Annotated in this window: 24 protein-coding genes and 1 riboswitch; of the genes, 6 read left to right on the forward strand and 18 right to left on the reverse strand. The window is 64.1% G+C overall.

The annotated features are described in order from the left end of the window. Positions 1-190: 190 nt before the first annotated feature. From QRN54_RS24525 to thiO, 3 genes are all read right to left on the reverse strand, one after another. The gene (locus QRN54_RS24525; RefSeq protein WP_007726857.1) at positions 191-943 is read right to left on the reverse strand and encodes a thiazole synthase; all 753 of its coding nucleotides are present in this window, start codon (positions 941-943) and stop codon (positions 191-193) included. Next, positions 936-1,151: a sulfur carrier protein ThiS gene (gene thiS, locus QRN54_RS24530; protein ID WP_003944402.1), complete on the reverse strand. Its 216-nt coding sequence runs from the start codon at positions 1,149-1,151 to the stop codon at positions 936-938. The genes QRN54_RS24525 and thiS overlap by 8 nt, the downstream gene beginning before the upstream one ends. Continuing rightward, positions 1,148-2,227, reverse strand: a complete 1,080-nt coding sequence (gene thiO / locus QRN54_RS24535; protein ID WP_285183306.1) for a glycine oxidase ThiO — start codon at positions 2,225-2,227, stop codon at positions 1,148-1,150. Before thiO ends, thiS begins: the two co-directional genes overlap by 4 nt. Next, positions 2,227-2,373, reverse strand: a riboswitch (TPP riboswitch). Its footprint overlaps the gene before it by 1 nt. A 26-nt stretch (positions 2,374-2,399) precedes the next feature. Here thiO and thiE point away from each other — a divergent pair. Both thiE and QRN54_RS24545 read left to right on the forward strand, forming a co-directional pair. Further along, a complete protein-coding gene (thiE, locus tag QRN54_RS24540; RefSeq protein WP_007726855.1) occupies positions 2,400-3,095 on the forward strand; it encodes a thiamine phosphate synthase in 696 nt (231 codons plus the stop codon). 248 nt (positions 3,096-3,343) lie between these two features. Beyond that, on the forward strand, positions 3,344-3,475 hold the full coding sequence (locus tag QRN54_RS24545) for a hypothetical protein (RefSeq protein WP_003944354.1): 132 nt from the start codon (positions 3,344-3,346) through the stop codon (positions 3,473-3,475). A gap of 92 nt (positions 3,476-3,567) precedes the next feature. Here QRN54_RS24545 and QRN54_RS24550 read toward each other — a convergent pair whose 3' ends face one another. After that, on the reverse strand, positions 3,568-4,212 hold the full coding sequence (locus QRN54_RS24550) for an NUDIX hydrolase (RefSeq protein WP_047269455.1): 645 nt from the start codon (positions 4,210-4,212) through the stop codon (positions 3,568-3,570). A 158-nt stretch (positions 4,213-4,370) separates the two neighbouring features. On the opposite strand from QRN54_RS24550, the gene QRN54_RS24555 reads away from it, so the two are divergent. The 3 genes from QRN54_RS24555 to QRN54_RS24565 are packed head-to-tail and all read left to right on the forward strand — an operon-like array spanning position 4,371 to position 9,068. Next, complete coding sequence (locus QRN54_RS24555; protein ID WP_042452116.1) at positions 4,371-5,732, forward strand: GlnX family signal transduction membrane protein; 1,362 nt, start codon at positions 4,371-4,373, stop codon at positions 5,730-5,732. A gap of 14 nt (positions 5,733-5,746) precedes the next feature. Beyond that, entirely contained in the window at positions 5,747-6,733 is a 987-nt protein-coding gene (locus tag QRN54_RS24560) for a glutamate ABC transporter substrate-binding protein (RefSeq protein WP_042925914.1), read from the forward strand. Between the two features lie 7 nt (positions 6,734-6,740). Further along, complete coding sequence (locus tag QRN54_RS24565) at positions 6,741-9,068, forward strand: serine/threonine-protein kinase (protein WP_212633987.1); 2,328 nt, start codon at positions 6,741-6,743, stop codon at positions 9,066-9,068. 33 nt (positions 9,069-9,101) lie between these two features. On the opposite strand, the gene QRN54_RS24570 is transcribed toward QRN54_RS24565, so the two are convergent. The 6 genes from QRN54_RS24570 to QRN54_RS24595 all read right to left on the reverse strand — a co-directional run bounded on the left by QRN54_RS24570 (position 9,102) and on the right by QRN54_RS24595 (position 15,189). After that, on the reverse strand, positions 9,102-10,301 hold the full coding sequence (locus tag QRN54_RS24570; RefSeq protein ID WP_285183314.1) for an acetate kinase: 1,200 nt from the start codon (positions 10,299-10,301) through the stop codon (positions 9,102-9,104). After that, the gene (gene pta, locus QRN54_RS24575) at positions 10,298-12,382 is read right to left on the reverse strand and encodes a phosphate acetyltransferase (protein WP_285183315.1); all 2,085 of its coding nucleotides are present in this window, start codon (positions 12,380-12,382) and stop codon (positions 10,298-10,300) included. The genes QRN54_RS24570 and pta overlap by 4 nt, the downstream gene beginning before the upstream one ends. Before the next feature lie 146 nt (positions 12,383-12,528). Further along, positions 12,529-13,542, reverse strand: a complete 1,014-nt coding sequence (fgd, locus tag QRN54_RS24580) for a glucose-6-phosphate dehydrogenase (coenzyme-F420) (RefSeq protein WP_003944371.1) — start codon at positions 13,540-13,542, stop codon at positions 12,529-12,531. A 95-nt stretch (positions 13,543-13,637) separates the two neighbouring features. Further along, on the reverse strand, positions 13,638-13,985 hold the full coding sequence (locus QRN54_RS24585) for a YidH family protein (RefSeq protein ID WP_003944317.1): 348 nt from the start codon (positions 13,983-13,985) through the stop codon (positions 13,638-13,640). Continuing rightward, positions 13,982-14,455 carry an RDD family protein gene (locus QRN54_RS24590; RefSeq protein WP_003944375.1) on the reverse strand — a complete coding sequence of 158 codons (474 nt, stop codon included), beginning with the start codon at positions 14,453-14,455 and terminating at the stop codon, positions 13,982-13,984. Before QRN54_RS24590 ends, QRN54_RS24585 begins: the two co-directional genes overlap by 4 nt. Further along, a complete protein-coding gene (locus QRN54_RS24595) occupies positions 14,455-15,189 on the reverse strand; it encodes a hypothetical protein (protein ID WP_054831837.1) in 735 nt (244 codons plus the stop codon). The genes QRN54_RS24590 and QRN54_RS24595 overlap by 1 nt, the downstream gene beginning before the upstream one ends. Before the next feature lie 115 nt (positions 15,190-15,304). Between QRN54_RS24595 and QRN54_RS24600 the strand changes: the two genes are divergently transcribed. Then, the gene (locus tag QRN54_RS24600; protein ID WP_054831836.1) at positions 15,305-16,246 is read left to right on the forward strand and encodes an alpha/beta hydrolase; all 942 of its coding nucleotides are present in this window, start codon (positions 15,305-15,307) and stop codon (positions 16,244-16,246) included. 30 nt (positions 16,247-16,276) lie between these two features. Here QRN54_RS24600 and QRN54_RS24605 read toward each other — a convergent pair whose 3' ends face one another. Genes QRN54_RS24605 through QRN54_RS24640 form a run of 8 tightly spaced genes read right to left on the reverse strand, consistent with a single transcriptional unit; the run spans position 16,277 to position 24,763 of the window. Next, positions 16,277-16,774, reverse strand: a complete 498-nt coding sequence (locus tag QRN54_RS24605) for a nucleoside deaminase (protein ID WP_076948810.1) — start codon at positions 16,772-16,774, stop codon at positions 16,277-16,279. Positions 16,775-16,802: 28 nt separating this feature from the next. Continuing rightward, positions 16,803-17,945 (reverse strand): LLM class flavin-dependent oxidoreductase, encoded by a 1,143-nt coding sequence (locus tag QRN54_RS24610; RefSeq protein WP_285183318.1) that lies wholly within the window; start codon positions 17,943-17,945, stop codon positions 16,803-16,805. Further along, positions 17,942-18,766: a DUF1684 domain-containing protein gene (locus QRN54_RS24615; RefSeq protein WP_209907951.1), complete on the reverse strand. Its 825-nt coding sequence runs from the start codon at positions 18,764-18,766 to the stop codon at positions 17,942-17,944. The genes QRN54_RS24610 and QRN54_RS24615 overlap by 4 nt, the downstream gene beginning before the upstream one ends. Beyond that, positions 18,763-20,133 carry an NtaA/DmoA family FMN-dependent monooxygenase gene (locus QRN54_RS24620; protein ID WP_285183319.1) on the reverse strand — a complete coding sequence of 457 codons (1,371 nt, stop codon included), beginning with the start codon at positions 20,131-20,133 and terminating at the stop codon, positions 18,763-18,765. The genes QRN54_RS24615 and QRN54_RS24620 overlap by 4 nt, the downstream gene beginning before the upstream one ends. Positions 20,134-20,157: 24 nt before the next feature. Beyond that, positions 20,158-21,276 (reverse strand): LLM class flavin-dependent oxidoreductase, encoded by a 1,119-nt coding sequence (locus tag QRN54_RS24625; protein ID WP_209907947.1) that lies wholly within the window; start codon positions 21,274-21,276, stop codon positions 20,158-20,160. Then, positions 21,263-22,885: a dipeptide ABC transporter ATP-binding protein gene (locus QRN54_RS24630; protein WP_209907945.1), complete on the reverse strand. Its 1,623-nt coding sequence runs from the start codon at positions 22,883-22,885 to the stop codon at positions 21,263-21,265. Before QRN54_RS24630 ends, QRN54_RS24625 begins: the two co-directional genes overlap by 14 nt. After that, positions 22,882-23,772, reverse strand: a complete 891-nt coding sequence (locus QRN54_RS24635; RefSeq protein ID WP_042925872.1) for an ABC transporter permease — start codon at positions 23,770-23,772, stop codon at positions 22,882-22,884. The genes QRN54_RS24630 and QRN54_RS24635 overlap by 4 nt, the downstream gene beginning before the upstream one ends. Then, positions 23,765-24,763, reverse strand: a complete 999-nt coding sequence (locus QRN54_RS24640; protein WP_063314819.1) for an ABC transporter permease — start codon at positions 24,761-24,763, stop codon at positions 23,765-23,767. Before QRN54_RS24640 ends, QRN54_RS24635 begins: the two co-directional genes overlap by 8 nt.

A 24,763-nucleotide genomic window follows, 5' to 3' on the forward strand; every position in this document is an offset into this window, starting at 1 on the left:
ACAAATCGTCCACCGCTTTCGTCGGTCCGTAAACCTTGGTCAATCCCCTCAGCTCAATCATGAGGAGAACTTTGCCCTACCGGCAATGACCAGCACATCGGCCACAGGTCTAGTTCCGAGTGGTACTCAGGTAGGACACGAAGCCGGACAATCCGGGCATAACCCTGAGAAAACACCCGGAAATGGTCCGTCAGGACGATGCTTGGGCCCAGAACCGCTTGGGAATCCGGCCGGCGTGACGCGCTTCGAAACCTGCTACCACTGCGTGCCGCATCGCCGACGCCATCAACGCGGGATTCTTGGCCCGCGTCACCGCTGTCGCAAGCAGGACGGCGTCGCAGCCCAACTCCATGGCAAGGGTGGCGTCGCTGGCCGTTCCGATTCCGGCGTCGAGGATGACGGGCACGCCGGCGCGCTCGACGATCATCTCGATATTGTGCGGATTCGCGATACCCAGCCCTGTCCCGATGGGTGAACCGAGCGGCATGACTGCCGCGCAGCCGACCTCTTCGAGGCGAAGCGCCAGCACCGGATCGTCCGTCGTGTACGGCAGGACGGTGAATCCGTCGTCCACCAATTGTTCTGCGGCGGAGACGAGTTCGATTGCGTCGGGCAGCAGAGTCCGCTCGTCGGCGATGACTTCGAGTTTGACCCAGTTCGTCTCGAGCGCTTCGCGTGCCAACTGCGCCGTCAGGACCGCTTCGGCGGCGCCCCGACACCCGGCGGTGTTCGGCAACGGTTCGATTCCGAGGCGACGAAGCAGGTCCAGAACGCCGGTGCCGCCGGCCGCGTCGACTCGCCGCATCGCGACGGTGGTCAGTTCGGTACCGGAGGCGACAAGCGCTTCCTCGAGCACCGCAAGGTTGGCGGCGCCGCCTGTCCCCGTGATGAGCCGGGAACCGAAACTGCGGCCCGCGATAGTGAGAAGGTCCTGCTCAGCCACCCTGCACCGCCGTGAGGATCTCGATTTCCCAACCACGTCCGACGGATTCGTCCCAACGCCCGCGAGGAAAGAGCGCACCGTCGACGGCGACGGCGATGCCTTTGCTCGGCAACTCGAGGTGCGTCAGAAGTTCGGTCACCGTGACTGCTCGATCGAACTCGAGATCTTCGCCGTTGACGGTGATCCCGATCGGGACCTGCTCACTCATGAATTTTCCTTAGCTACTGCGAACCGCTCGGGTTCGGTTCCTTTTACCTCGACCAAAGATGTGCCGTTCAGCAACGCGACCGTCGCATCGGCGGTGACGGGCGTCAGCAGGACTCCGTTGCGGCCGTGCCCGGTGGAGACGACAACACGATCGGACACGCGCCCGATCAACGGCAGGTTGTCCGGCGTCATCGGACGCAGACCTGCCGCGCACTCGTACAGTTCGTATTCGCCGATCGCCGGCATCAGGGCCTCGGCATCGTTGATCAAGTCCCGTACGCCGGCCATCGTGACCTGTGTGTCCTCACCAGACTCGTATTGTGTTGCGCCGACGACGATTCCGTCACCGCGCGGGACGAGGTAGGCGGGCCGCCCGTGGACGCTGCCACGGATGGTACGGCTGGGCGACGGGGTGACTCCAGGCCTACTGCGCAAGCGAAGGATTTCGCCCTTGACCGGGCGTACCGGTAGCCCGGGCCACAGCTTGGGTGACGCGATACCGGCGGTGAGCACTATCTGATCGGTATCGAGTTCGGCGAGGTCGTCGACGGCCCGCGCGATCAATTCGACGCCGGATTCCGCACAGGCCTTCTGCAACGCCGCCAGCAGAAGTCTGTTGTCGACGGCGGACTCACCAACAGCCATCAACCCCGACCGGATGCCCCGGCCCAGCATCGGTTCGAGTTCACGGATGCGCGCGCGACCGAGAACTTCGAGTTCGTGCCCCTGCGAGCTCACCCACTCGGCGATGGTCTGCAGGTCCTGCGCGTCGGCAGCGTCGAGTGCAACCGTCAGCGAGCTGTCCGCGGTGAAGACCGATTGCCCGAATTTTCCGAGCTCCTCACCGAACGTCGGCCACCGTTCCAGGGACGCTGCACCGATTGTCAACGCGGTTTCTTCACCCGGCCAGCCTTCGGAAAGCGGGGCAAGCATTCCGCCCGCCACCCACGAAGCACCTGATCCAATGGACGGGTCGTACAACCGAACGGCCCACCCGTCGCGGGCTGCTCGCCACGCGATAGCGAGACCGATGACACCGCCGCCGACAACCGACACCGTACGAGCGTGTGTACTCACGAAACTCCACCTCCACTTCCTGCGCCGGCATGATCCGGGTCAGGTCTGACGGTCGGGATCTGGTCGCGATCCCCTCTCAGCCCTACGAACCTCGCAGTCACGACAAAAAGTGACGACGACGTTTCAGGACTCCCGTGTCGAACCTTGCTCCCTAGAGGCTACCGTTTGCTCCGTGCACCCCACACATCCCAGTAACGACATCGACCGGCGCGAGCGCCTGGCAGCAGCACGGCTGTACCTGTGCACCGACGCGCGCCGCGAGAAAGGCGACCTCGCGCAGTTCGCCGAGGCAGCATTGTCCGGCGGAGTCGACATCATCCAATTGCGTGACAAAGGCTCTGCCGGTGAGCGCGAGTTCGGCCCGCTCGAGGCCAAGGACGAACTGGTGGCGCTGGGCATTCTCGCGGCCGCAGCGCGACGCCACGGCGCATTGTTGGCCGTCAACGATCGCGCGGATCTCGCGATGGCTTCCGGCGCCGACATCCTCCACCTCGGCCAGAACGACATTCCCGTCCCCTACGCGCGAACCGTTGTCGGTGAAGACGTCGTCATCGGGCGTTCGACGAGCAGTCGCGCGCAGGCGAGTCTGGCCGCCATCGAAGAGGGCGTCGACTACTTCTGTACCGGGCCGGTCTGGGCGACACCGACCAAACCGAATCGAAGTGCGTCCGGTTTGGAACTGGTTCGATCGACCGCCGACGCCGCACCGCCGCGGCCCTGGTTCGCGATCGGCGGCATCGACGAGGAACGTCTGCCAGAGCTGCTCGATGCCGGCGCCACGCGCATCGTCGTCGTGCGTGCAATCACGCAAGCATCGGACCCCCAGGCGGCCGCGCAACGCCTCGCCGCAGCCGTCGCTGGGCGCTGAAAGCCGGTAACTGGCGTTCGTCAAGTGTTTGCCGGGCGATTTCCGCACAGTTACGGGTCAGCACGCCTGACTCGAATTGTGAACGGAAGTTGTCCGATCAGACAACAAACTCCCAGTTCCTAGGTGCGATTGAATGTCCGAAAAGTCGGATTAAGTGATCTTGCTCACAGTTGCTTCGATTGCGTGTCACATCCCATTCGGTTTGTTGTAGTTTACCTCCAGTTACTAACTGAACCTAGGAGCACTAAATGGGATCCCTCGACACCGGCTCGCTCAGCACCGAATCGCTCGAAGACCTGAACCTCGGCAAGATCAGCGAGCTGCTCAAGCTCGGTATCACCGCGGTCAGCTTCATCACGGCGCTGAACTCGCTCAGCTGAGCCTCGTTTCGGTCGACGACCGAAACACCGAATGGCCGGACTCCCGCGGAGTCCGGCCCTTCTGCTGTGTATGAACTGTGAAGACTCGACTGCTACGACTGGGTACTGCTCGCCTCGGACAGGTTCTGGTCGCTGCCTGCCTGGTCGCTGCGTGCCTGGTCGCTGCCTGCCTGGTCGCTGCCTGCCTGGTCACTGCCGTGGTGGGAACTACCCGACAACCATCCGAATCCGCCGTCCTCGAGCACGACGGTGTGCGGATCGCCGTCCACGGCCACAACAGGCTCGGTCCGGAGGTCGGGCCATGAGGAACCGAAGCCCGGATGCAGCGGCAGTGAGTCGACGTCGGCTTCGCGTACCCACCGCAACTCGGTGCTCTCACCATTGGCAACCGTCGACAGTGGATGCGCCGCGTCAGCCACGACGGTGGTGTAAGTCCACCCGCTCTCGGCGCGCATCGTCACTACTTCCCCGCGGACACGGACGGCGTCCTCGGCGATACCTGCTTCTTCGTGTGCTTCCCGGACGGCAGCGTGCGTCGTGCTCTCGTGTGAGTCCCGCGCTCCGCCGGGCAGTGCCCACGTTCCGCCCTGATGGCTCCACGCCGCACGATGCTGCAGCAAGACCATGGGTGATCCGTCCGAATCGGGGGCACGCAGAAGCAGTCCTGCGGCTCCGTGTTTACCCCAATGCCGAGTACCGTCCGATCCGATGGACCAACCGTCACCGTCACCACGCATCGACTACCTCGCTCCGCCTGCTCTCGCCGTTGTCCCACACTAACCGTTTCAATCTGCTCCAGGTGTAGGTGATGCTTATATGCTCGCGAAGATGCCCTGAATCATTTCTCGGCGGCATCATTTCTCGGTAGCCCGCCTACAGCGAAGTGAGGTGCTCGATGGTCGACCGTGTCGTCCCGTCCATCGAACCCCGGTCGCTGCCGCCCTCCGAGGCCACATCAGTGTCGGCGGAGGACGAGCAGGCACTTCTGCGGCGCGAACTGCAGGCCTTCATGTCCTCGACGCCTGGCCGGTTGACCGTCGTCGGACTGATCCTGATCGCGATCACTTTGATCGCCGGACTCCTCGCCACCGCAGCGATCGAGAACCGCCAGGCGAACCTCGACCTCCTCCTCGTCGAAACCGAGCCTCTCGCCAACTCGGCCCAGAATCTCTACAGTGCGTTGTCCTTGGCAGACGCCGCCGCGGCCACCGCCTTCATCTCCGGCGGCCTCGAACCCGCCGAAGTCCGCGACCGATACACGCAGTCGATCGGTGAGGCCTCTGCGGAGATCGTCCAGGCGTCGGCCGGTCTCGACTCGACCGATCTTGCCGGTCACAGCGCGTTGACCACAATCTCGACCGACCTCTCCGTCTACACCGGGCTGGTCGAAACTGCACGGGCGAACAATCGCGTCGGAAACCCGGTCGGGGCAGCATATTTGAGCGAGGCCTCGCAGTTGATGCAGACCTCGCTGCTGCCGATGGCCCAGCAACTGCACGCCTCGCAGGAGACGCTGGTCTCCCAAGTACAGCGCGATTTCGAGACTCCACCGTGGTGGCCGATCGTGGCGTTCGTCTTCGTGCTGTGCGCGCTGGTGGCGACACAGATGTACTTCTCCCGCAAGAGTCGCCGACGCTTCAATCTCGGGTTGATCCTTGCCTCGCTCGCGGTCGCTGCAGCTCTGCTGTGGCTGCTCACGGTCGGACTGGTCTCCGCACTGGCCACCGGGCGCGCGCTCGACGCCGGGGCCGAGCCACTGCACGAACTGACCGAGGCACGAATCATGGCGCAGCAAGCACGCACCGTGGAAACCCTCACGCTGGCGAGGCGGGATTCGACCGCCGAGGACAACGTGACGTTCACCCGCAAGGTCGATGCTCTGCGGGACATCCTCGAGGGCCTGCAAAGCGACGAACGCGCCCGAGTGAACAGCGAAGTGCTGACCGCCGCACTCGACTCGCGCCAGCAGTGGGTGGCTGCGCACACGCGCATGTACGACCGTCTCGGAAACGGCGACTTCACGTCCGCCGCAGCCATCACCATCGGCGCCGGAGAACAGGATTCGGCCGCGGAGTACGGAAAGCTCGATCACGAACTCTGGCAGGGAATCGTGGATTCGCGCACGAATCTTCGGTCCGACGTCTCGTACGCCTCCCGGGTGTTGGCTGCCTCTGCACCGGGCATGTCTGTATTGGCAGTTCTCGGAGTTGCCGGAATCTTCATCGGATTCTGGCCTCGACTGCGGGAGTATCAGTGACGGGAGTACCGGTGATGCGGAGGAAGAGCCCGGCCGTATGTGTCGCGGTTCTGGCAGCGGCCATGCTGATGCTCGCCGGTTGCGGTGCGGATCGAGCCGAAGACTTGGACAACGCAGGCGCCACGTCGTACACGGAACCGCCGCTGCCGGCCGAGGCCACCATCGCTCCCAGCCCGACACCGACGACTACCGCGTCGTGCACCAACCTCACCGCGAGCCTGCGGCCCACCCCCGCAGACGCATCTCCGCAGCCACCCACGCCGAGCCTCGACGCCATCCGCGCCCGCGGGCGGCTGATCGTGGGCCTGGACACCGGTTCCAACCTCATGAGCTTTCGCGATCCGGCCACCGGGCGCCTCGAGGGTTTCGACGTGGACATCGCCCGCGAAATCGCCCGAGATCTGCTCGGTGACCCGGAGAAGATCGAGTACCGAATCCTGACGTCGGACGATCGGATCGCCGCACTCCAGGAATCGATGGTCGACGTGGTCGTCAAGACCATGACCATCACGTGCGAGCGGCGCGAGAAGGTCGACTTTTCGACGCAGTACTTCTCCGCTGAACAACGAATTCAGGTCTTGCAGGGGTCATCCGTCCGCGGCATCGACGACCTCGCAGGCAAGCGGGTCTGCGCTGCCCGGGGAACGACCTCGGCCACTCGAATCCAGCAACTCCAACCCGAAGCCACCGTCGTCACCGTCCCGATGTGGTCCGACTGCCTCGTCGTCCTCCAGCAGGGGCAGGTGGACGCGATCAGCACCGACGACACGATCCTCGCGGGCCTCGCCTCGCAAGACCCGTATCTCATGATGGTCGGTGGCTCACTGGGCGTCGAACCATACGGAATCGGAGTGAACAAGGACAACCCCGACTTGGTCCGATTCGTCAACGGAACACTGGATCGGATCCGGAGCGACGGGACCTGGAACCGTATCTACGACCGCTGGCTCAGCGTCCTCGGTCCTTCGCCCGGTCCCCCGCCGGCCGTCTACCGGGATTGAGGCTGACATGACCGAAGAAACCGGCCCCGAGCCCGACGCCACGCAGGCTTCCATGCGTCCCGAACCCGAAGCCACCGGCGCCTACGAGCGGCCCGAGCCCGAAGCCACGGGCGCCTACGAGCGTCTCGAACCGACCTCGGCCCAGATACGAGGAACCACGCCGTCCGCGTCCTCCTCCCCGACCGGCCGCTCCACTCGATCCCGCCGCAGCCGGTCGGGGCGAAAGCTGCGCCTCGGCGGCGGCCTGGTCGAGGTTCCCCCCGTCCCTCAGATCGACCCCGCATCTGCGGTGATGAGTGACCCGACCGTCCCCGAGCGGAAACGGTTCTGTTGGAAATGCAACGAACCAGTCGGTCGTAAGAGCGCAAGCACCAAGGCAACTCAGCACGGCACCTGCCCCAAGTGCGGTTCCACTTTCGACTTCCGCCCACTCCTCGAAGAGGGCGAATTGGTGTCCGGTCAATACGAGGTTCAAGGGCCCATCGCGCACGGCGGCCTGGGATGGATCTACCTCGCGATCGATCGCAATGTCAGCGACAGGTGGGTAGTTCTCAAGGGGCTCTTGCATTTCGGTGATTCCGAAGCGCAAGCCGTTGCGGTGGCCGAGCGTCAGTTCCTCGCCGAGGTCGCCAACCCCAGCATCGTCAAGATCTTCAACTTCGTCGAGCATCCACGCCCGGACGGCACACCCATGGGGTACATCGTCATGGAGTACGTGGGTGGGCGATCATTGCGAGAGGTGCTGGCCGAATTCCCGGACGGCAAGCACATGCCGATCGAGCAGGCAATCGGCTACGTACTGGAAATCCTTCCGGCGCTGAGCTATCTGCATTCCACCGGCCTGGCGTACAACGACCTCAAACCCGAGAACGTGATGGTCACCGAGGACCAGTTGAAGCTGATCGACCTCGGCGCCGTGTCCGGAATCGAAGACTACGGATACCTGTACGGTACCGCCGGCTATCAAGCACCCGAGATCATCGAGACCGGTCCGACCATCGCCTCCGACATCTTCACCGTCGGAAGAACACTCGCGGTTCTCACCCTCGACATGCCCTCGAAGCACGGACGGTACCTCGACGGCCTTCCCGAACCCGAGGACGAGCCACTACTGCGCGACCACGAGTTCTTCCACCGTCTACTGCTACGCGCCACCGACCCGGATCCGAAGAAGCGATTTCAGTCCGCCGAGGAAATCGCGGGACAACTCACCGGCGTTCTGCGAGAAATCCTCGCCGAGCAGACCGGGCAGGAAAATCCCGGACTCTCGCTCGTGTTCAGCAGGCAGCGAACGTCTTTCGGCACCGATGAATTGGTCGGGCAAACGGATGTGTACGTGGACGGTGTCAGCCACGACGCCGCTCTCGATCCGCGCGAAGTTGCGCACGCACTTCCCATTCCGTTGGTCGACCCCACCGATCCCAGCGCGCCGTTGCTGGCGGCAGCGGTGCACAGCGAACCGTCGCAGACCCTCGATGCGTTGAAACACGCCCGCGAGAACGGAATCGACCGAACATCGGGCACACCGGCGGCCGCCGTCTCGGGCGAAGTTCGACTGGCCGAGGCCAAGGCTCATCTCGATCTCGGTGATCCGGAAACCGCACTGACAGTTCTGGGCGAACTCCAGCAGAACATCGGGGACCACTGGAAGATCGAGTGGTATCGAGGACTTGCGGCGTTACAACTGGACCGATTCGAGCCCGCTTTCAGTCACTTCGAGGCAGTTCTCACCGCACTGCCCGGCGAGGCTGCCCCCAAGCTGGCGTTGGCAGCGACGGCAGAACTGATTCTCCAGCACTGGGAGAGCGACGACCCGGACCAATGGTGCCGCTTCTCCGAGAAGTACTACCGCACCGTCTGGCGGACCGAACGAAACTACGTGAGCGCAGCATTCGGGCTCGCCCGACAACTCGCCGATCACGGCAACAAGAAGGCAGCCATCGCCGCCCTCGACGAAGTACCCACGTCTTCCCGGCACTACAACGTCGCACGGATGTCCAGCGCTCTGACGATGCTGTCCGGCGTTCCGATCGCCGAACTCGACGAATCGACTCTGCGGGAAGCCGCCCGTCGTGTTCGGGCGCTACCTGCTGAAGAGAGCCGAAGCCTGCAGATGCGAACCCTGGTGTTGGGCACGGCACTCGATTGGATTCGCTACGGCAATCGCTCGCACACCGAACTCGAACCCATCCTCGACCTGCCCTTCACCGAGCAAGGTCTGCGCACCGGAACCGAAGCCTGCCTTCGCGCCCTCGCTCGCGCCACGACCTCCCGCACGCACCGCTACGCCCTCGTGGACCGGGCGAATGCGGTGCGTCCGCGCAGCAATTTCTGACGGACGCCCCGAGGTTTACAGTGCTGCAGAAACCTACAGTGCGGCCACCAAAGCCTTCGCCGCGCGGGCGATCGCCAACTCCTCGTTGGTGGGGACCACCAGCACCTCGACCGCCGACGAGGATGCGGAGATACGACGCTCGTCGCGACTCTTCGCCTCGTTGAGAGCCGGATCGACCTCGATACCGAGACGGGAAAGCCCGGCCAGGCTGTCGCGTCGTACGTCGATGTTGTTCTCGCCAACACCGCCGGTGAAGGTGATGACGTCGACGCCACCGAGTTGAACGATGAAGGCGCCGATGTACTTACGGAGCATGTGTACGTAAACGTCGTACGCAAGTTGTGCGTCTTGGTCGCCGCCCTCGATCAGTGCGAGCAGGGCACGGAAATCGTTGACTCCCGACAGTCCCTTCAAACCGGAGCGCCGGTTGAGGAGGTCGTCGATCTCGTCGACCTTCATTCCAGAGTTGCGATTGAGGTGCAAGATGATGCCTGGGTCGATGTCGCCGCTGCGGGTGCCCATGACAAGACCCTCGAGCGGGGTGAGGCCCATCGTGGTGTCGATGGCCTTGCCGCCCTTGATTGCCGAGGCCGAAGCGCCGTTTCCGAGGTGCAGGACTATCTGATTCAGCTCGGCGGGATCCTTGCCGAGGAACTCCGCGACCCGTCCAGACACGTATTCGTGTGAGGTCCCGTGGAAGCCGTACCGGCGAATCTGGTTGGCCTTGGCCACATCCCGATCGATCGCATAGGTGGACGCCGCCGCGGGCAGTGTGTGAAAGAAGGCGGTGTCGAACACTGCGACGTGCGGAACGTCTGGCAGTTCTTCGCGCGCCACCTCGATACCGATCACGTTGGCGGGATTGTGCAGCGGCGCAAGGTTCGACAGATCTTCGATGGCTTTCACGACGCCGTCGTCGATGAGAGTCGGCGAATAGAAGATGTCACCACCGTGCACGACTCGGTGACCGACTGCGATGATTCCGGCCTCACTCAGCGGCCGCCCGACCTCGGCGACGATGTCGAGCACCATCTTCAGACCTGCGCGGTGATCGGCGATCGGAAGGCTCCGGTCTTCGACTCCGGTGCGGTGGTTGTAGACGATGTGGCCGTCGGGCTCACCGATGCGCTCGATGAGACCGTGTGCCACCGATTCCGCCGTATCCGGATGCACGAGTTGAAATTTGATGGATGACGAGCCGGAATTGATGACCACCACGGTGCCGTCGCTCACGCTTGCGCTCCCTGTGCCTGTATTGCCGTGATAGCCACGGTGTTGACGATGTCCTGGACCAACGCTCCACGCGAGAGGTCGTTGACCGGCTTGTTCAGTCCCTGCAGAACCGGCCCGACGGCGATAGCACCGGCGCTACGCTGCACTGCCTTGTACGTGTTGTTGCCGGTGTTCAGGTCCGGGAACACGAACACCGTTGCTTTGCCCGCCACCAGCGAATCCGGCATCTTCTTGTCGGCGACACTCTGCTCGACGGCGGCGTCGTACTGAATGGGCCCTTCCACCAACAGATCCGGTCGACGCTCGCGCACCAAAGCGGTCGCGGTGCGAACCTTGTCGACGTCGGCTCCGCTGCCCGAATCGCCGGTGGAGTACGAGAGCATCGCGATGCGCGGATCGATCCCGAACTGCGACGCCGTCTGTGCGGACGAGATCGCGATGTCCGCCAACTGCTCCGACGTCGGGTCCGGAACCACGGCGCAGTCACCGTAGGAGAGAACGCGGTCGGCCAGGCACATCAGGAAGATGCTCGAGACCGTCGAGACACCGGGGGCGGTCTTGATGATCTCGAACGAGGGTCGAATCGTGTGAGCGGTGGTGTGGGCGGCACCGGAGACCATGCCGTCGGCAATTCCCAAGTGCACCATCATCGTTCCGAAGTACGAGATGTCGGCGATCACCTCGCGGGCCCGCTCGATGGTCATGCCCTTGTGAGCACGCAGCGCGGTGTATTCCTGTGCGAAGCGCTCGGTGTACTCGGACTGCGCGGGTGCGAGTACCTGCGCGCCACTGATGTCGACGCCGAGTTCCGCTGCGCGTCGACGCACACTGGGTTCGTCACCGAGGATCGTCAGGTCGGCAACCTGGCGCTGCAGCAGCCGGCCGGCCGCGCGCAGGATCCGGTCGTCGTCACCCTCAGGCAGGACGATGTGCTTGCGATCGCGTCGAGCGCGGTCGATGAGCTTGTACTCGAACATCTGTGGGGTCACGACGGACGGGATCGGCAGTGCCAGTCGGTCCATCAGGACGTCGGCGTCGACGCGCTGTTCCATCAAGCTCAACGCGGTGTCGACCTTGCGCTGCGAACCGACTGCCACGCGTCCGCGGGTTTGGGCTGCGGCGCTTGCGGTGTCGAAGGTACCGAGGGTTGTCGTCAGGATCGGAAGACGCTGTTTGAGGCCGGCCATCAACGCTGCGATGGCCGGGTGCGGTGTGATCCCGCCATTCATGATGATGCCCGCGAGCGACGGAAATCCTTCCGCCTCATGTGCATTGAGCAATGCGAGCAGAACGTCCGAGCGATCGCCCGGTGCGATGACGACCATGCCCTCGACCAGACGCTCGAGGATGTGCTCCGCGGTCATGCCGCCCACCATCACCTTGAGCGCTTCGCGGTGCAGCAGTTCCGGGTCACCCGAATACAACTCGCCGCCGGTGGCCTCCATCAACTCGGCCATCGTGGGCGAGACGAGCAACGGAATCTCCGGCAGGCTCCACGTCGGAACACCGATGTCGGACAGCGCTGCGGTGACCTCGTCGAGCTTGTCGGGATCGCAACGATTGGCGACGACGGCGAGCAGATGAGCGTGGTTGGCGGCCAACTCGGCGGCGCATAGATGCGCGAGCTGGGCGACCTCCTCGACACTGCGCCGAGCGCCGCGTACCGCCAGCAGAACCGGCGCGCCGAGGTTCACGGCGATGCGGGCGTTGAAGCTCAGCTCGCTCGGGCTTGCTACGTCGGTGTAGTCACTTCCGATGATGACGACGGCGTCGCACTGCTCGGCCACGGTGTGGTAGTTCGCGACGATGTCGGCCAGCGCGGCTTCAGGATCGGCGTGAACCTGCTCGTAGGTGACGCCGAGTGCGTCGGCGTAGGAGAGATCGGCGGTGGTGTGCTCGAGCAGCAGTTCGAGGATGTAGTCGGTTTCCTCGGTAGAGCGGGCGATCGGGCGGAAGACACCGACCCGGGCGACGGTCGCGCACAGCATCTGCAGCACGCCAAGCGCGATGGTGGATTTTCCGGTGTCACCTTCAGGAGAGGCAACGTAGACACTCGACACGGCAGCGGGCGCTTCTGGCATGCCCAACAGCCTAGTGTGGGCCGCCGCCCACCTTGCCACTGATCGTGGTCACGCTCACGCTCGTGCCGACAACCGGCGGCTACGAGAAAGACGAACGGTGCCTGCCACACGTCGAGTGGCAGACACCGTTCAGTTGATCTCGAGGATCAGCCCAGAGCACGCAAGCGAGGCGCGAGGTCACGCTCGAACAGTTCGAGGAACCGGCGCTGATCATGGCCCGGTGCGTGGAACACCAGGTGATTGAGACCGGCATCGACGTAGGCCTTGACCTGCTCGACGGCGTCGTCCGGATCGGAAGCGACGATCCAACGCTTGGCCACCTGCTCGATGGGCAGAGCGTCGGCAGCGGCTTCCATTTCGATCGGATCCTCGATGCTGTGCTTCTGCTCCGGCGTCAGGGACAGCGGAGCCCAGAAGCGGGTGTTCTCGAGTGCAGCCTCCGGATCGGTGTCGTAGCTGATCTTGATCTCGATCATCTTGTCGATGTCGGCGACGTCGCGCTCGGCCTTGGCTGCGCCCTCGGCAACGGCTGGAAGCAGCTTCTCGGTGTAGAGCTCCATGCCCTTTCCGGAGGTGCAGATGAAGCCGTCACCGGCACGTCCCGCGTACCGGGCGACAACGGGTCCGCCGGCCGCGATGTACACGGGAATGCCTCCCTCGGGAACGTCGTAGATCGACGCGCCACGAGTGGTGAAGTACTCGCCTTCGAAGTCGACACGATCGCCCAGCCACAGCTCACGCATCAACCGCACGGACTCACGCAGCCGCGCGAAGCGTTCCTTGAACTCGGGCCACTCGCCCTGGAAGCCGGTGGCGATCTCGTTGAGAGCCTCACCGCTGCCGACGCCGAGCATGATGCGTCCCGGGTAGAGACATCCCATCGTCGCGAACGCCTGAGCGATGACTGCCGGGTTGTAGCGGAACGTCGGCGTCATCACGGACGTGCCGATCTGCACGCGCTCGGTGCGCTCACCGACGGCGGTCATCCAGGCGAGCGAGAACGGTGCGTGGCCACCGTTGTGGCGCCACGGCTGGAAATGATCGCTCACCGCAACGGAATCCATGCCGTGCTGCTCTGCCAGAACTGCCAGCTCTACCAGTTCGCGAGGGCCGAATTGCTCAGCCGATGCCTTGTATCCGAGCTTGAGTTCCTGCGCCACCGTGCACTCCCTTGTCGTCTGTTTCGTTTACTTCTCTGACATGCTTCACGTTCTTTGCAGACTATCCAGACACCGCTGGGACTTCTCTGCGTATCTCAGCGAGCGAGGCTGGTGACCACCGTTGCCACGCCGGCTGCGACGGCAACCCCGGCCAGTGCCAGTGCAAACAGCCACAATGCGTGCGGTTCCGGCATCGCCGCTCCGTCCTCGAGCGCCTTCTTCACCTGTAGCCAGCGTCGCATACCTACCAGTGCGGCTGCCGCCGCGAGTGCGATCAGGGTCAGACCGAGAGTCGTGCGAACCCACCCGGTACTCCATTCCGGTACCAACTGGACGACGGCGATGCCTCCGGCCAGCAGGGCGAGTGAGCTACGCATCCAGGCGAGGAAGGTGCGCTCGCTGGCAAGGGTGAAGCGCTCGTCCGGGCGGTTCGGTTCACTCATGCGTGCTCACCTCCGTGCGGTGCCACCAGATCCGGGTCCTGACGCCAGTCGTAGACGACCTCGGTGCGCAGAACGATGTCCTGCAACGAACGTCGTCGTCGATCGACCGCCGACCACAGCAATCCGAAGGCGAAGAGCACGCAGAGCACCGCACGGATGAAGGCCAACGGCCAGCGCACGAGGCGATGCCCGGACGTGATCACCCGCAGCCCCATCACGAGGGACCCGACAGTCCGACCGGTGGTCGCCCAGCAGGCGGTCAGATACGCCACCGAGACACCGAGAAATGCCGTCGTGGACAGGAAGATTCCCGGTTCCGAGAAAGTGAAACTCTGTGGCGAGAAGAGCAGTCGGACGAAGGCGAAGCCCACGTACACGGAACCCATCAGGAGCAGGACGACGCCCAGGTCGATCAGTCCGGCGAGTCCACGGGTGACGATGCCGGCTGGGCCGGAACTCTCCTGGGCCACTAGCGTTCGCCTGCGTTCGTCTTCGGATCGGTCTCTGTCGACGGTTTATCTGGTGACGGTTTATCTGATGACGGTGCGTTGTCGCGGCCGAAGAGTCGCCCGACGAAGCCGGCGACAGCGTCGTCCGCCTGCATGCCCTGCACTCGAGCTCCGTGCACGGCTTCCGTGGAGAGTGAACCGGTCGATTCACGAATCATCTGGGGCAGGTCGACGCCCTCGATGACCTGGTCGGCGATCTTGACGAGGTCGATGCGGTTGACCTGGCGTTCGAGGTCGACCGTGTCGACTATCCCGTCGAGATCGAGGCGATCGATCACCGCTTTGACGTCGAGGCGGCTTGCGATCTCGTCCACGTCGACCCGGTCGATGATCGGTTCGAGCGAGACCCGTTCGGCAATCTTGTCCACGTCGATGTTCTCGGCGATCTTGTCGATGTCCACGTGGTCGACGACGATCTTGGTGATGTCGACTTCGGACAGAGCAGCGTCGACGACAGCTTTGATCACCGTCCGCAAGGTCGAGTCGGCGAACTCCACGGTCGAGTGCATCGCTTCCGTGCCGCGAGTGGTGACCTGAGTGATCGCGCCGTCGAGTGCGTCACCGACGACAGGGATCCGCTGCACGGAATCAAGTGCGAGACCAGCGGTTCTGCGCGCCGCACCAGCCGTGATCGCGGCCAGCCCGAAGGCCAGCCGAATCACGTCGGATTCGGGGTGGTGCGACTGCGATCCCACGCAATTGTCTCCATCTTCTTATACGACTGTTACCCGGACATTCGTCACTCCTCTTCGCATTGTGCCACTGTTGGAAGGCACAAATACGCTGTCCGGCTTGCGCCTGGGGGGAAATATGAAGACACGTCGTTTCACGGTTCGGCTGACGATGGCGGTGGCCATGGCCGCCGGCTTTCTCGGCCTCAGCGCGCCGACCGCGAGCGCGGATTCCGTGGTCAGTCGCATCGACGTCTACTCCCCCTCGATGGACCGCTGGATCGCCAACGACGTGATTTCGCCGGCCGGAGGAGGCCCGGCCCCGACCTTCTATCTGTTGACCGGTGTCGGCGGCGGCGAGGACGGGATCTCGTGGTTCAACAACACCGGAGTTCGTGACTTCTTCGACGACAAACACGTCAACGTGGTCATGCCGGTCGGCGGCAAGTTCAGCATGTACACCGACTGGAACGCCGACGATCCGGTGCTGGGCCGTAACAAGTGGCAGACGTACCTCACCAAGGAACTACCGGCGGCGGTCAACGCTCGGTACAACACGACTGGCGTCAACGCTCTCGGCGGTGTGTCGATGGCCGGCGGACCGGTTCTGGACCTCGCGATCCAGTCGCCGGGCACCTACCGAGCAGTCGGCTCGTACAGCGGCTGTCCGCGCGCCGGCGACCCGCTCGGTCAGGCAGCGGTGCGGTCGATGGTCGAGATACTCGGCGGCGGCAACGCGGCCAACATGTGGGGGCCGTGGGGTAGCCCGCAGTGGGCGGCGCACGACCCGTTGATCAACGCCGAGAAACTGCGTGGCACAGCGCTGTTCATCTCGACCGGCAACGGCCTTCCCGGCCCGGTGGACGGAATCAACTCGCTGGCGATGGCCGCCGGAGTCGTTCCCGGCGCGGTCCTCGAAGGCATCACCAACCTGTGCACCGCTGCCCTGCAGGGGCGATTCGGTCAGCTCGGCATTCCCGCGACGTTCAGCTTCCGACCCGAAGGCACCCACACCTGGGGGCTCTTCGAAGCCGACATGCGCGCGTCGTGGCCGATGATCGCGGGCGCTATCGGGGCGTGAGCCTCACGGCCCTCCTTACAAGCCATGGCGTCAGGTGAGACTGCGCGCCCAGTCCCGCATCCCGGCGGGGCCAGTGCCGGTGGCGTATTCAGCGAACAGATTTCGCGCTTCGTCACGGCGGATGCCGCCGAGGACTTCACGCGGCTTACAGAAAAACGGAAGTTCCACAGGCGGCGCCCACAGCTGCACGAGTTCCGCCGCACCGTCGTTCGGGGATTCGAGAGCGAACCACACCCGGGTCACACCGAGCGTGATCGCGGCACCCATACACATGAGACATGGTTCGAGATTGACCGCCAATGTCAATTCACCCGACGCTCGAGTGAACCCGAGAGCCTCGTCGGCCTGCAAGAGCGCTTGAAGGTCCGCATGGACTACCCGTCGGCCGAGTGCCCGTTCTTGCGTATACGCCCGCCCGAGCACACGGTCGTCGTCGAACACGACTGCGCCGATCGGCATCTCCCCGAGCTCCATGCCCTCACGCGCTACGTCAAGAGCAACCGCAAGCGCATCTCGAGGTGAAAACATCACTCGACACTAATGGACCAAGGCAAACTCACGCTGCCAGTAGTGCGGGTAGTCCCCATTCCTTGGCAAGCAGCTCGTACGAGCGCAGACGATCCTCGTGCCGATGGGTCACCCCGGTGATCACCAATTCGTCCGCTCCGGTGAGCTTCTGCAAACTGTCGAGCCTGTCGGCGACGGTGGACGGTGAACCGACGAACTGCGTGATCAGCCGATCCTCCACCACTGCTTTGTCGGCGTCGGAAAGTGGGAGCGCTGTCGCGGGATCGGGGTACGGGATGGCGCCGTGTCCGCTGCGAATGCTGTGCGTCCAGTGCGCGAAGGTCGACGCCAACTCCCTCGCCGTCGCATCGTCTTCCGCAGCAACAACATCCGCGGAGACGACGACATACGGCTCCGACAGAACTGCCGACGGTCGGAATGCTGTGCGGTATGCCTCGACGGCATCGAGCGTACTCGAGGGCGCCACATGGTAATTCGCACCGAACGGCAATCCGAGTCGTCCGGCGAGCTCGGCACTGGGGCCCGCGCTGCTTCCGAACACCCACAGTTCGACGTCGGCATTCTCGCCGGGACTGGCGTGCAATTCGATGCCGTCGCGGGTTCTGTAGGTACCGTTCAGGAGCGAGCGTATGTCGTCGACCTGCTGCTCGAAATCGGGCGCCTGCGCGCCCGGAAACGCCAATGCCTCGAACGACGCCTGCAACCGCGGTGACGTGAGAAGACCGGTTGGATCGAAGGGCGCCGGGATCACGACGCCGTCGCGTACGACGTTCTCTCGCTTCGATTCTGCCGGCGCAGGCGTTCCGGCAGCGACCGCGCGAAGTGCCTCCACCCGACGCTGTCCGCTGCGCCCGATACCGAGATCGATACGACCCGGATACAACGCTTCGACGGTACCGAAGGCCTCGACCACCTGAGCCGCCGTGTTGTTGCCCAGCAGCACGGCGGCCGAGCCGACGCGAATAGTGTTGGTGGCGGCCGCGATCAGCCCGACAAGCACTGCTGGCGACGAAGAGGCAACGCCGACGAAGTGGTGTTCGGCGACCCAGTAACGCTTGTATCCCCACGCTTCGGCAGAACGAGCGAGGTCCAGCGAGTTCCGCAAAGCCTGGCGGGCCGTTCCGCCCTCACTGATCGGCGAGAGGTCGAGTACGGACAGCGGCGCGCTCACCTCGGTCCGCTTTCGGAGCGGGTGTCCGGTGTCTTCTCGCCGGCTTCCACCGCGAACGCCAGGCGGTTCTCGGCGGGGGCCACCGGGCACGTCGCGTAATCGGTGAACGCGCAGGGCAGGTTCGACGCCCGATTGAAATCGAGGACTACCGCGCCACCGGGTTCAGGTGCGCTCACGTGCAGCGAGCGTGCGGCCGGGTAGGTGGACACACCACTGGTCGCGTCGGTGAACAGGATGTGAAAGCCGTTGTCCCTGCCCGCGAACGCAATCAGCGTATACGTTGCACCGTCGTGTTCGAAGCTGATGGTTCCGCGGGCGTCGTGATGATGCTCGAGGCGCTCGACGACCGCGCCCGTCGTCACCGTGCGAGCCTCCTCGAAAGCTGTGAAGACACCCTCGATGCGCCACTGCGGGTTCGGCTCGAAGGTCGGGATACCACTGAACTGCGCCAATGCCGGGGCCGACGAATCGTGGATCCGCAGAGCCACCTCGCCGGTGCGGCGGATGACCTCGACCAACCGTGCGCCCTGCTTGACGATCAGTCCCGGCGCCCCCTCGATCGGATTCAGAGTGGCCGAACCGTCCACGGCGACGCCGTCGATCGACAAGTCGTCTGCGGGCGTCGCGGTGACGACAACGGCATTCGCGTCGGCGCGCCATGCACCGGGCAGGTCCGCGAAGGTGGAATCGGTGTCCACCAGCCAATGCAACGCAGTCAGGCTCAGCCAGCCGAGGGGTTCGCCGAAGGTGGCGTCGCGCGAGGCGTGCCAGGCATTCCAATCGCCGGTGAAGGTACTGGTGGAAGTGTCGGTAACGGTCATGATGCGCGGACTCCTTCAGCCTGCTCGTGCGGGTGGCGCAGCCCGAGATGGCTGCGCAGGGTGGTTCCTGAGTACTCGGTCCGGAAACTGCCGCGGTCCTGTAGTTCTGGTACGACGGTGTCGATGAACTCGTCGAGTCCCGCGGGGGTGATGTGGGGAACGAGGATGAATCCGTCGCTCGCGTCGCCCTGGACGTAGCTGTCGATCTCGGCAGCGACCTCGGCGGCGCTACCCACGAACTGTTGGCGGGCAGTCACTTCGATGATGAGTTCACGGATGCTGAGGTTTTCGGCCTCGGCCTTCGCTCGCCACTGATCGGCGACCGCTCGCGGATCCTTGACGTGGCGGACGCGTCTGCGAGTGATGTTGACGTCGTCCGACGGATCTTCCTTCGGCAACGGGCCGTCGGCGTCGTACTGCGAAAGGTCTCTGCCCCAAACCTGTTCGAGAAAAGCGATGGCAGTCTGGGGTCCGACCTGCTGCCGCCGGATGTGATATGCCTTCTCCTGTGCGTCCGCGGCGTTGTCACCGAGGACGAAGGTGGCGGCGGGGAGAATCTTGAGGTCTGCGTGCGTGCGTCCGTACTTGGCCAGGCGTCCCTTCACGTCGGCGTAGAAGGCCTTGCCTGCTTCGAGGGTTCCGTGTCCGGTGAAGATGGCGTCAGCCTTGGCGGCGCCGAACTCGCGTCCTTCGTCGGAGTCACCTGCCTGCAACAGAACTGGGTGCCCTTGTGGACTCCGAGGAACTTCGAAGCGCCCGGTGATGTCGAACTGCCTGCCGGAGTGTTGGAACTGGCCGACCTGTTGGTCGGTGACAAAAATACCGCGCTCACGGTCGACGATCGGACGATCGATGCTCCAGCTGTCCCACAGCGTCCGTACTGCGTCGACCAACTCGTTTGCGCGTGCATACCGCTCGGAATGCTCCAGATACCCACCGCGGCGGAAGTTCTCACCGGTGAATGCGTCCGAGGAGGTGACCAGATTCCACGCGGCGCGGCCGTCGGAGAGATGATCGAGCGTCGAGAACTGCTTGGCCAACTCGTACGGCTCGTTGAACGTGGTGTTGATCGTCCCGGCCAGGCCGAGATGCGTTGTCACACCGGCAACCGCGTTGAGAATACTGAACGTATCCGGGCGGCCGACCACGTCGAGGTCGTGAAGCTTGCCCTGATGCTCGCGCAGGCGCAAACCTTCTGCGAGGAAGAAGAAGTCGAACAATCCGCGTTCGGCACTGCGGGCGAGATGCTCGAACGAGCTGAACTCGATCTGGCTCTTGGACGCCGGATCGGTCCACACCGTGGTGTTGTTCACGCCGGGAAAGTGAGCGCCCAGATGAACTTGCTTGCGAATCCTGTTCTGTTTCATCGGTGTTCCTGTTCTCTACTCGCGCTACGCGAACTGATTGACGGGCAACTGGAAGCCCAACCGCTCGCGCAGCGTCGGGGCGGTACTCGGTCGCGGATTGAGAGTTGGCACTATGTCCGTCGCGATCTTGTCCACGGCGGCGGCCAGCGCCAGTGGACGCAGAACCACACCGTCGATCCCGGCGAGCCCACCGATCTCACGCAGCAGCGCAGTCAAACCCGCGCTGTCACCGCGATAGAACAGCGAGTGCGGGGCATACGGCGCTCCCGCCCATTCCTCGAGTTCCGCCAAAGCGTCGTCGGCGGCACCGCGATCGGCGCCGAGGAGCACGTCGACGTCGAGGAGAACCCGCACGCTGCGCCCGAGGGCGGCGGCACTCGCGTGGACCAGCTTGGCCGTAGTTTTGGCCTCGGCGAGATCGGTTGCCGAGATCCGAATCAGATCTCCGCGCGCAACCGCGAGTTCGCGTGCCTCCGGCCTGCTCGCGTCGACGGCGATCAGCGGCTGCCCCTGCGGGGAGCGCGGCGTGATGGACGGGCCCTTGACGGAAAAGTTCTTTCCCTCGAAGTCGATGTAGTGCAGCTTGTCCCGATCGATGAATCGTCCGCTCGCAGCGTCACGAATCTCGGCGTCGTCCTCCCAGCTGTCCCACAGCCGACTGACCACCTCGACAGCCTCGGACGCTTCCTCCCACGCGGACTCGGGGCCCTGCACTGACTTTCGGCCGAACAACGACGCCTGCTCAGCGGTGTCGGACACCGCGACCTGCCAGCCGGCCCGCCCCGCTGACGAGTAGTCGATACTCGCGACGGCCTTGGAGATGTGGAACGGCTCGGTGTGCGTGATTGTCGCAGTGGGGATCAGGCCGATACGCGAGGTCACAGCACTCAGCCGCGCCGCAGTTGCAACCGCCTCCAATCTGCCCCGCACTGCGTGCTGGCCCTCGGATTGCAGTCCGAACGAGTCAGGGAGGAACGCCAGATCCACCCCACCCCGATCCGCGGTGGCCACCAGGTCCACCCAGTACGACGGCGTGAACAGATCTTCGGCGCGCGAATCCTCGCGTCGCCAGGAGTACGGATGAGCTCCGGTTCCCTCGAATTCGAGGCCGACCAGGAATGCTCCGGAACTACGCTCGGACATGTTCGGCCTTTCGTGTCGAATGATCCCGCCCGGGGATCGCGTCGAGAAGTGTGCGTGTGTACTCGTTTCGGGGATTGTCGAAAATCTCGGTGGTAGTACCGATTTCGAGCAATCGCCCGGACTGCATGACGCCGACGACGTCGCTGATCTGGCGAACAACCGCAAGATCGTGGGAGATGAAGAGATAGGTCAGGCCCAGTTCGCGCTGCAACTCGTCGAGTAGCGCCAGAATCTGCGCTTGCACCGAGACGTCGAGAGCGGACACAGGTTCGTCGAGAACGAGCAGGTCCGGCTTCAAAGCGAGCGCACGAGCGATCGCCACCCGTTGACGCTGGCCGCCCGAGAGTTCGGCCGGTTTGCGGCTCAGGAACTGCTCGGGAAGTGCAACCTGATCGAGCAACTCTGCTGCACGACTCTGCTGCTGGCTGCGTCCACCAACCTTGAAGGCCCGCAGCGGCTCCGCAACGATGTCCTGGACGGACAATTTCGGGTCGAGTGATGCATAGGGGTTCTGATACACGAGCTGGATCCTTCGGCGCAGCTCACGCAGGTCGCTGCCCTTGACCTTCGTGATGTCCTGGCCGTCGAAGGTGATGGTGCCGGCATCCGCCTGCTCCAATCGCACGGCGATGCGCGCCGTGGTCGACTTGCCGGAGCCCGACTCCCCCACCAGCGACACCGTCTGACCCCTCGGAACAGTCAGCGACACTTCGTTCACCGCGGTGATCGAACTCCCGCGTCCGACGTTGAAGTGCTTGGTGATTCCCGTCAGGGTCAGCAGCGGGCTGGTGTCCTGGCGGACCGGGCGAACGACTGGTCCCGAGGACAGGCTCGGCGCAGAGCTCAGAAGTTTCTTCGTGTACTCGTCTCGCGGGTTGTCCAGAATATCCGCGGTGCGGCCGGATTCGACGATCCTGCCGCCCTGCATCACCAGGATCCGGTCCGCGCGGTCTGCGGCCACACCCAGGTCGTGCGTGATCAGGAGCACGGCGGCACCGGATTCGGCGATTCGCTCGTCCAAGTGGTCGAGGATGCGTCGTTGAACCGTGACGTCCAGAGCACTGGTCGGCTCGTCGGCGATGACGAGGGCCGGGTTCGAGACAAGCGCGATACCGATCAGAACGCGTTGCCGCATACCGCCGGAGAGCTCGTGCGGGTACTGGCGTGCTCGGATTTCCGGCCGGTCGATACCCGCGCGCTCGAGCACCTCGACGGCGTCCAACCGGGCTTTGCGACGGTCTGCGAGGCCGTGGATCCGGAGGACTTCTGCAACCTGGTCGCCGATCCTCGTCACCGGGTTGAGCGAGGTCGTCGGATCCTGCGGCACCAAACCGATACGCGCGCCGCGGATTCGCTGCCACGCACGGTCGGAATACGAGTCGATCTGTTCACCCTCGAACTCGACGGTCCCGCCGGTGACGTGGCCACTGCCGGCGAGCAGACCCAATATCGCGTGGGCCGTGGTCGACTTACCGGAACCCGATTCCCCTACCACCGCAACTACTTCGCCCCGACCGACGGTGAAGCTCACGCCGGATACCGCGGGCTCGGCGCCGTAGGCGATCTGTAAGTCGGTGACGGAAAGCAACTGTTCCTCGGTCGTGCTCATCGCCGGTTGTTCCTTTCGATCTCGTGGCCGATACGGTGTGCCGAGATGACCACGGCGACAATCGCGAGACCGGGAAGTGTGGTCATCCACCAGGCATTGGCGAGGAAATTACGTCCCTCGGATACCAGCGATCCCCATTCCGGGGTAGGCGGAACGGCGCCGAATCCCAAGAAGCTCAGAGCCGACACCGCCAGTACTGCCTGCCCGAACTCGACAGCGGACAGCGCGACCACCGGCGCGTAGGAGTTGGGAAGCACGTGCCGACGCAGGACACCGAGCCACTGCACACCCGAACTGAACGCGGCCTCGACGTACTGAGCTCCGCGCACCCGCATCACTTCGGCACGCATCACTCGCGCGAAATTGGCGACCATACTGACGCCGACAGCAATGGCGACGTTGATGGTGCCGAAGCCGAGTGCGGTCACCAGTGCCAACGAGAGCAGCAGCGCCGGAATGGACAGCAGCACGTCGACGATGCGCATCAGCACGGCGTCGACGACGCCACCGACAAAGCCCGCGAGCAAACCGATTATCGATCCCGCCACCAATGCGATTCCGACCGCCACCAAGGTTGCGGTCAGGGACAGCGCGGCGCCGTGCACGAACCGTGTGTACAGGTCACGACCGAGATTGTCGGTTCCGAACCAGTGAGCCAGGCTCGGGCCCTGCAGTTTGTCCGCCGGGACACCGGACAACGGATCGCCGCTGGCAAAGAATCCGGGTGCGACGGCAAAGCCGATGGCAAGCAACACGATCAACACCGGAATCACCAAGCCGGGCTTTCGGATCCAGCCGATGGCCGTGGACTTTCGGCGCGAAACAACAGGTGCCTTCGCCTCGACGGTCGGATCGAGGAGTAGGGGTTCGATCAATGTGTCAGACATGAGCCGGCTCCAGATCGGTCGAGCTTTCGGTATTCGACTTTTCGGTGTGACTCTTCTTCGTCTGGATGATCCGTGGATCTATCAAGGGGTAGAAGAGGTCGACCGCGAGGTTGACGAGCACGAACACGAGAGAGGCGAACACAACGACTCCCTGCACCACCGGGATGTCCTGCGCCATCACCGACGTCTGTGTCAGACGGCCGACGCCCGCGCGGGAGAACACCGTTTCCACAACCACCGAGCCCGCCAGCAGCGTGCCGACCAGCACACCGGCAATCGTGAATGCCGGAATGCTCGCCAGTCGCAACGCGTGACGGGTCTGCACGCGCCAACGGCTTGCGCCCTTGGCGTACGCAGTCTCCACGTGCGGCGAACGTAGCGTCGACTGCAGGCTGGTCGTGAGCACCTGCGCGATCACCGCGCCGGTCGGGATCGCCAAGGTGATCGCCGGAAGAATCACCGTTGCGAATCCCTTGTCTCCGAAAGCGGGGAAGATGTGCAGACGGAACGAGAACAGCTGCAGAAGAATCAGGCCAACCCAGAAGGTAGGCACCGCCACACCCAGCGGCGGCAGCGAGAACAACAGATTCGCGAGCCACCGCTTGCGGGTGTAGGCAGCGAAGAACGCGATCGCCACTCCGAACAACACGGCCAGAACCAAAGCGGTGGTTGCCAAGACCAGAGTGCTCGGCAGCGCCGAGAAGATGGCATCCGTCACCGACTGACCGGTGGAGATGGACGTACCGAAATCGCCGCGAAGAGCATTCGTCAGCGACGTCCAGTACTGCACCCACACCGACTCGTCCAAGCCGTACCGTGCCCGAAGCTGATCGAGCGCAGCCTGATCCACTGCAACACCCTGACCGGACGAGTCGGCAGCCATGCTGACGGGATCACTCGGCAGGAGGAACAGAATCACGAACGAGATGGTGAAGGCGGCCCACAGAACCACTGCGGCCTGGCCCAGTCGGGTGAGTACGTATCGAGTCAT

The sequence above is a fragment of the Rhodococcus sp. MEB032 genome, assembly GCF_030208925.1.
In the GTDB taxonomy this organism is placed as follows: Bacteria; Actinomycetota; Actinomycetes; order Mycobacteriales; family Mycobacteriaceae; genus Rhodococcus_F; species Rhodococcus_F qingshengii.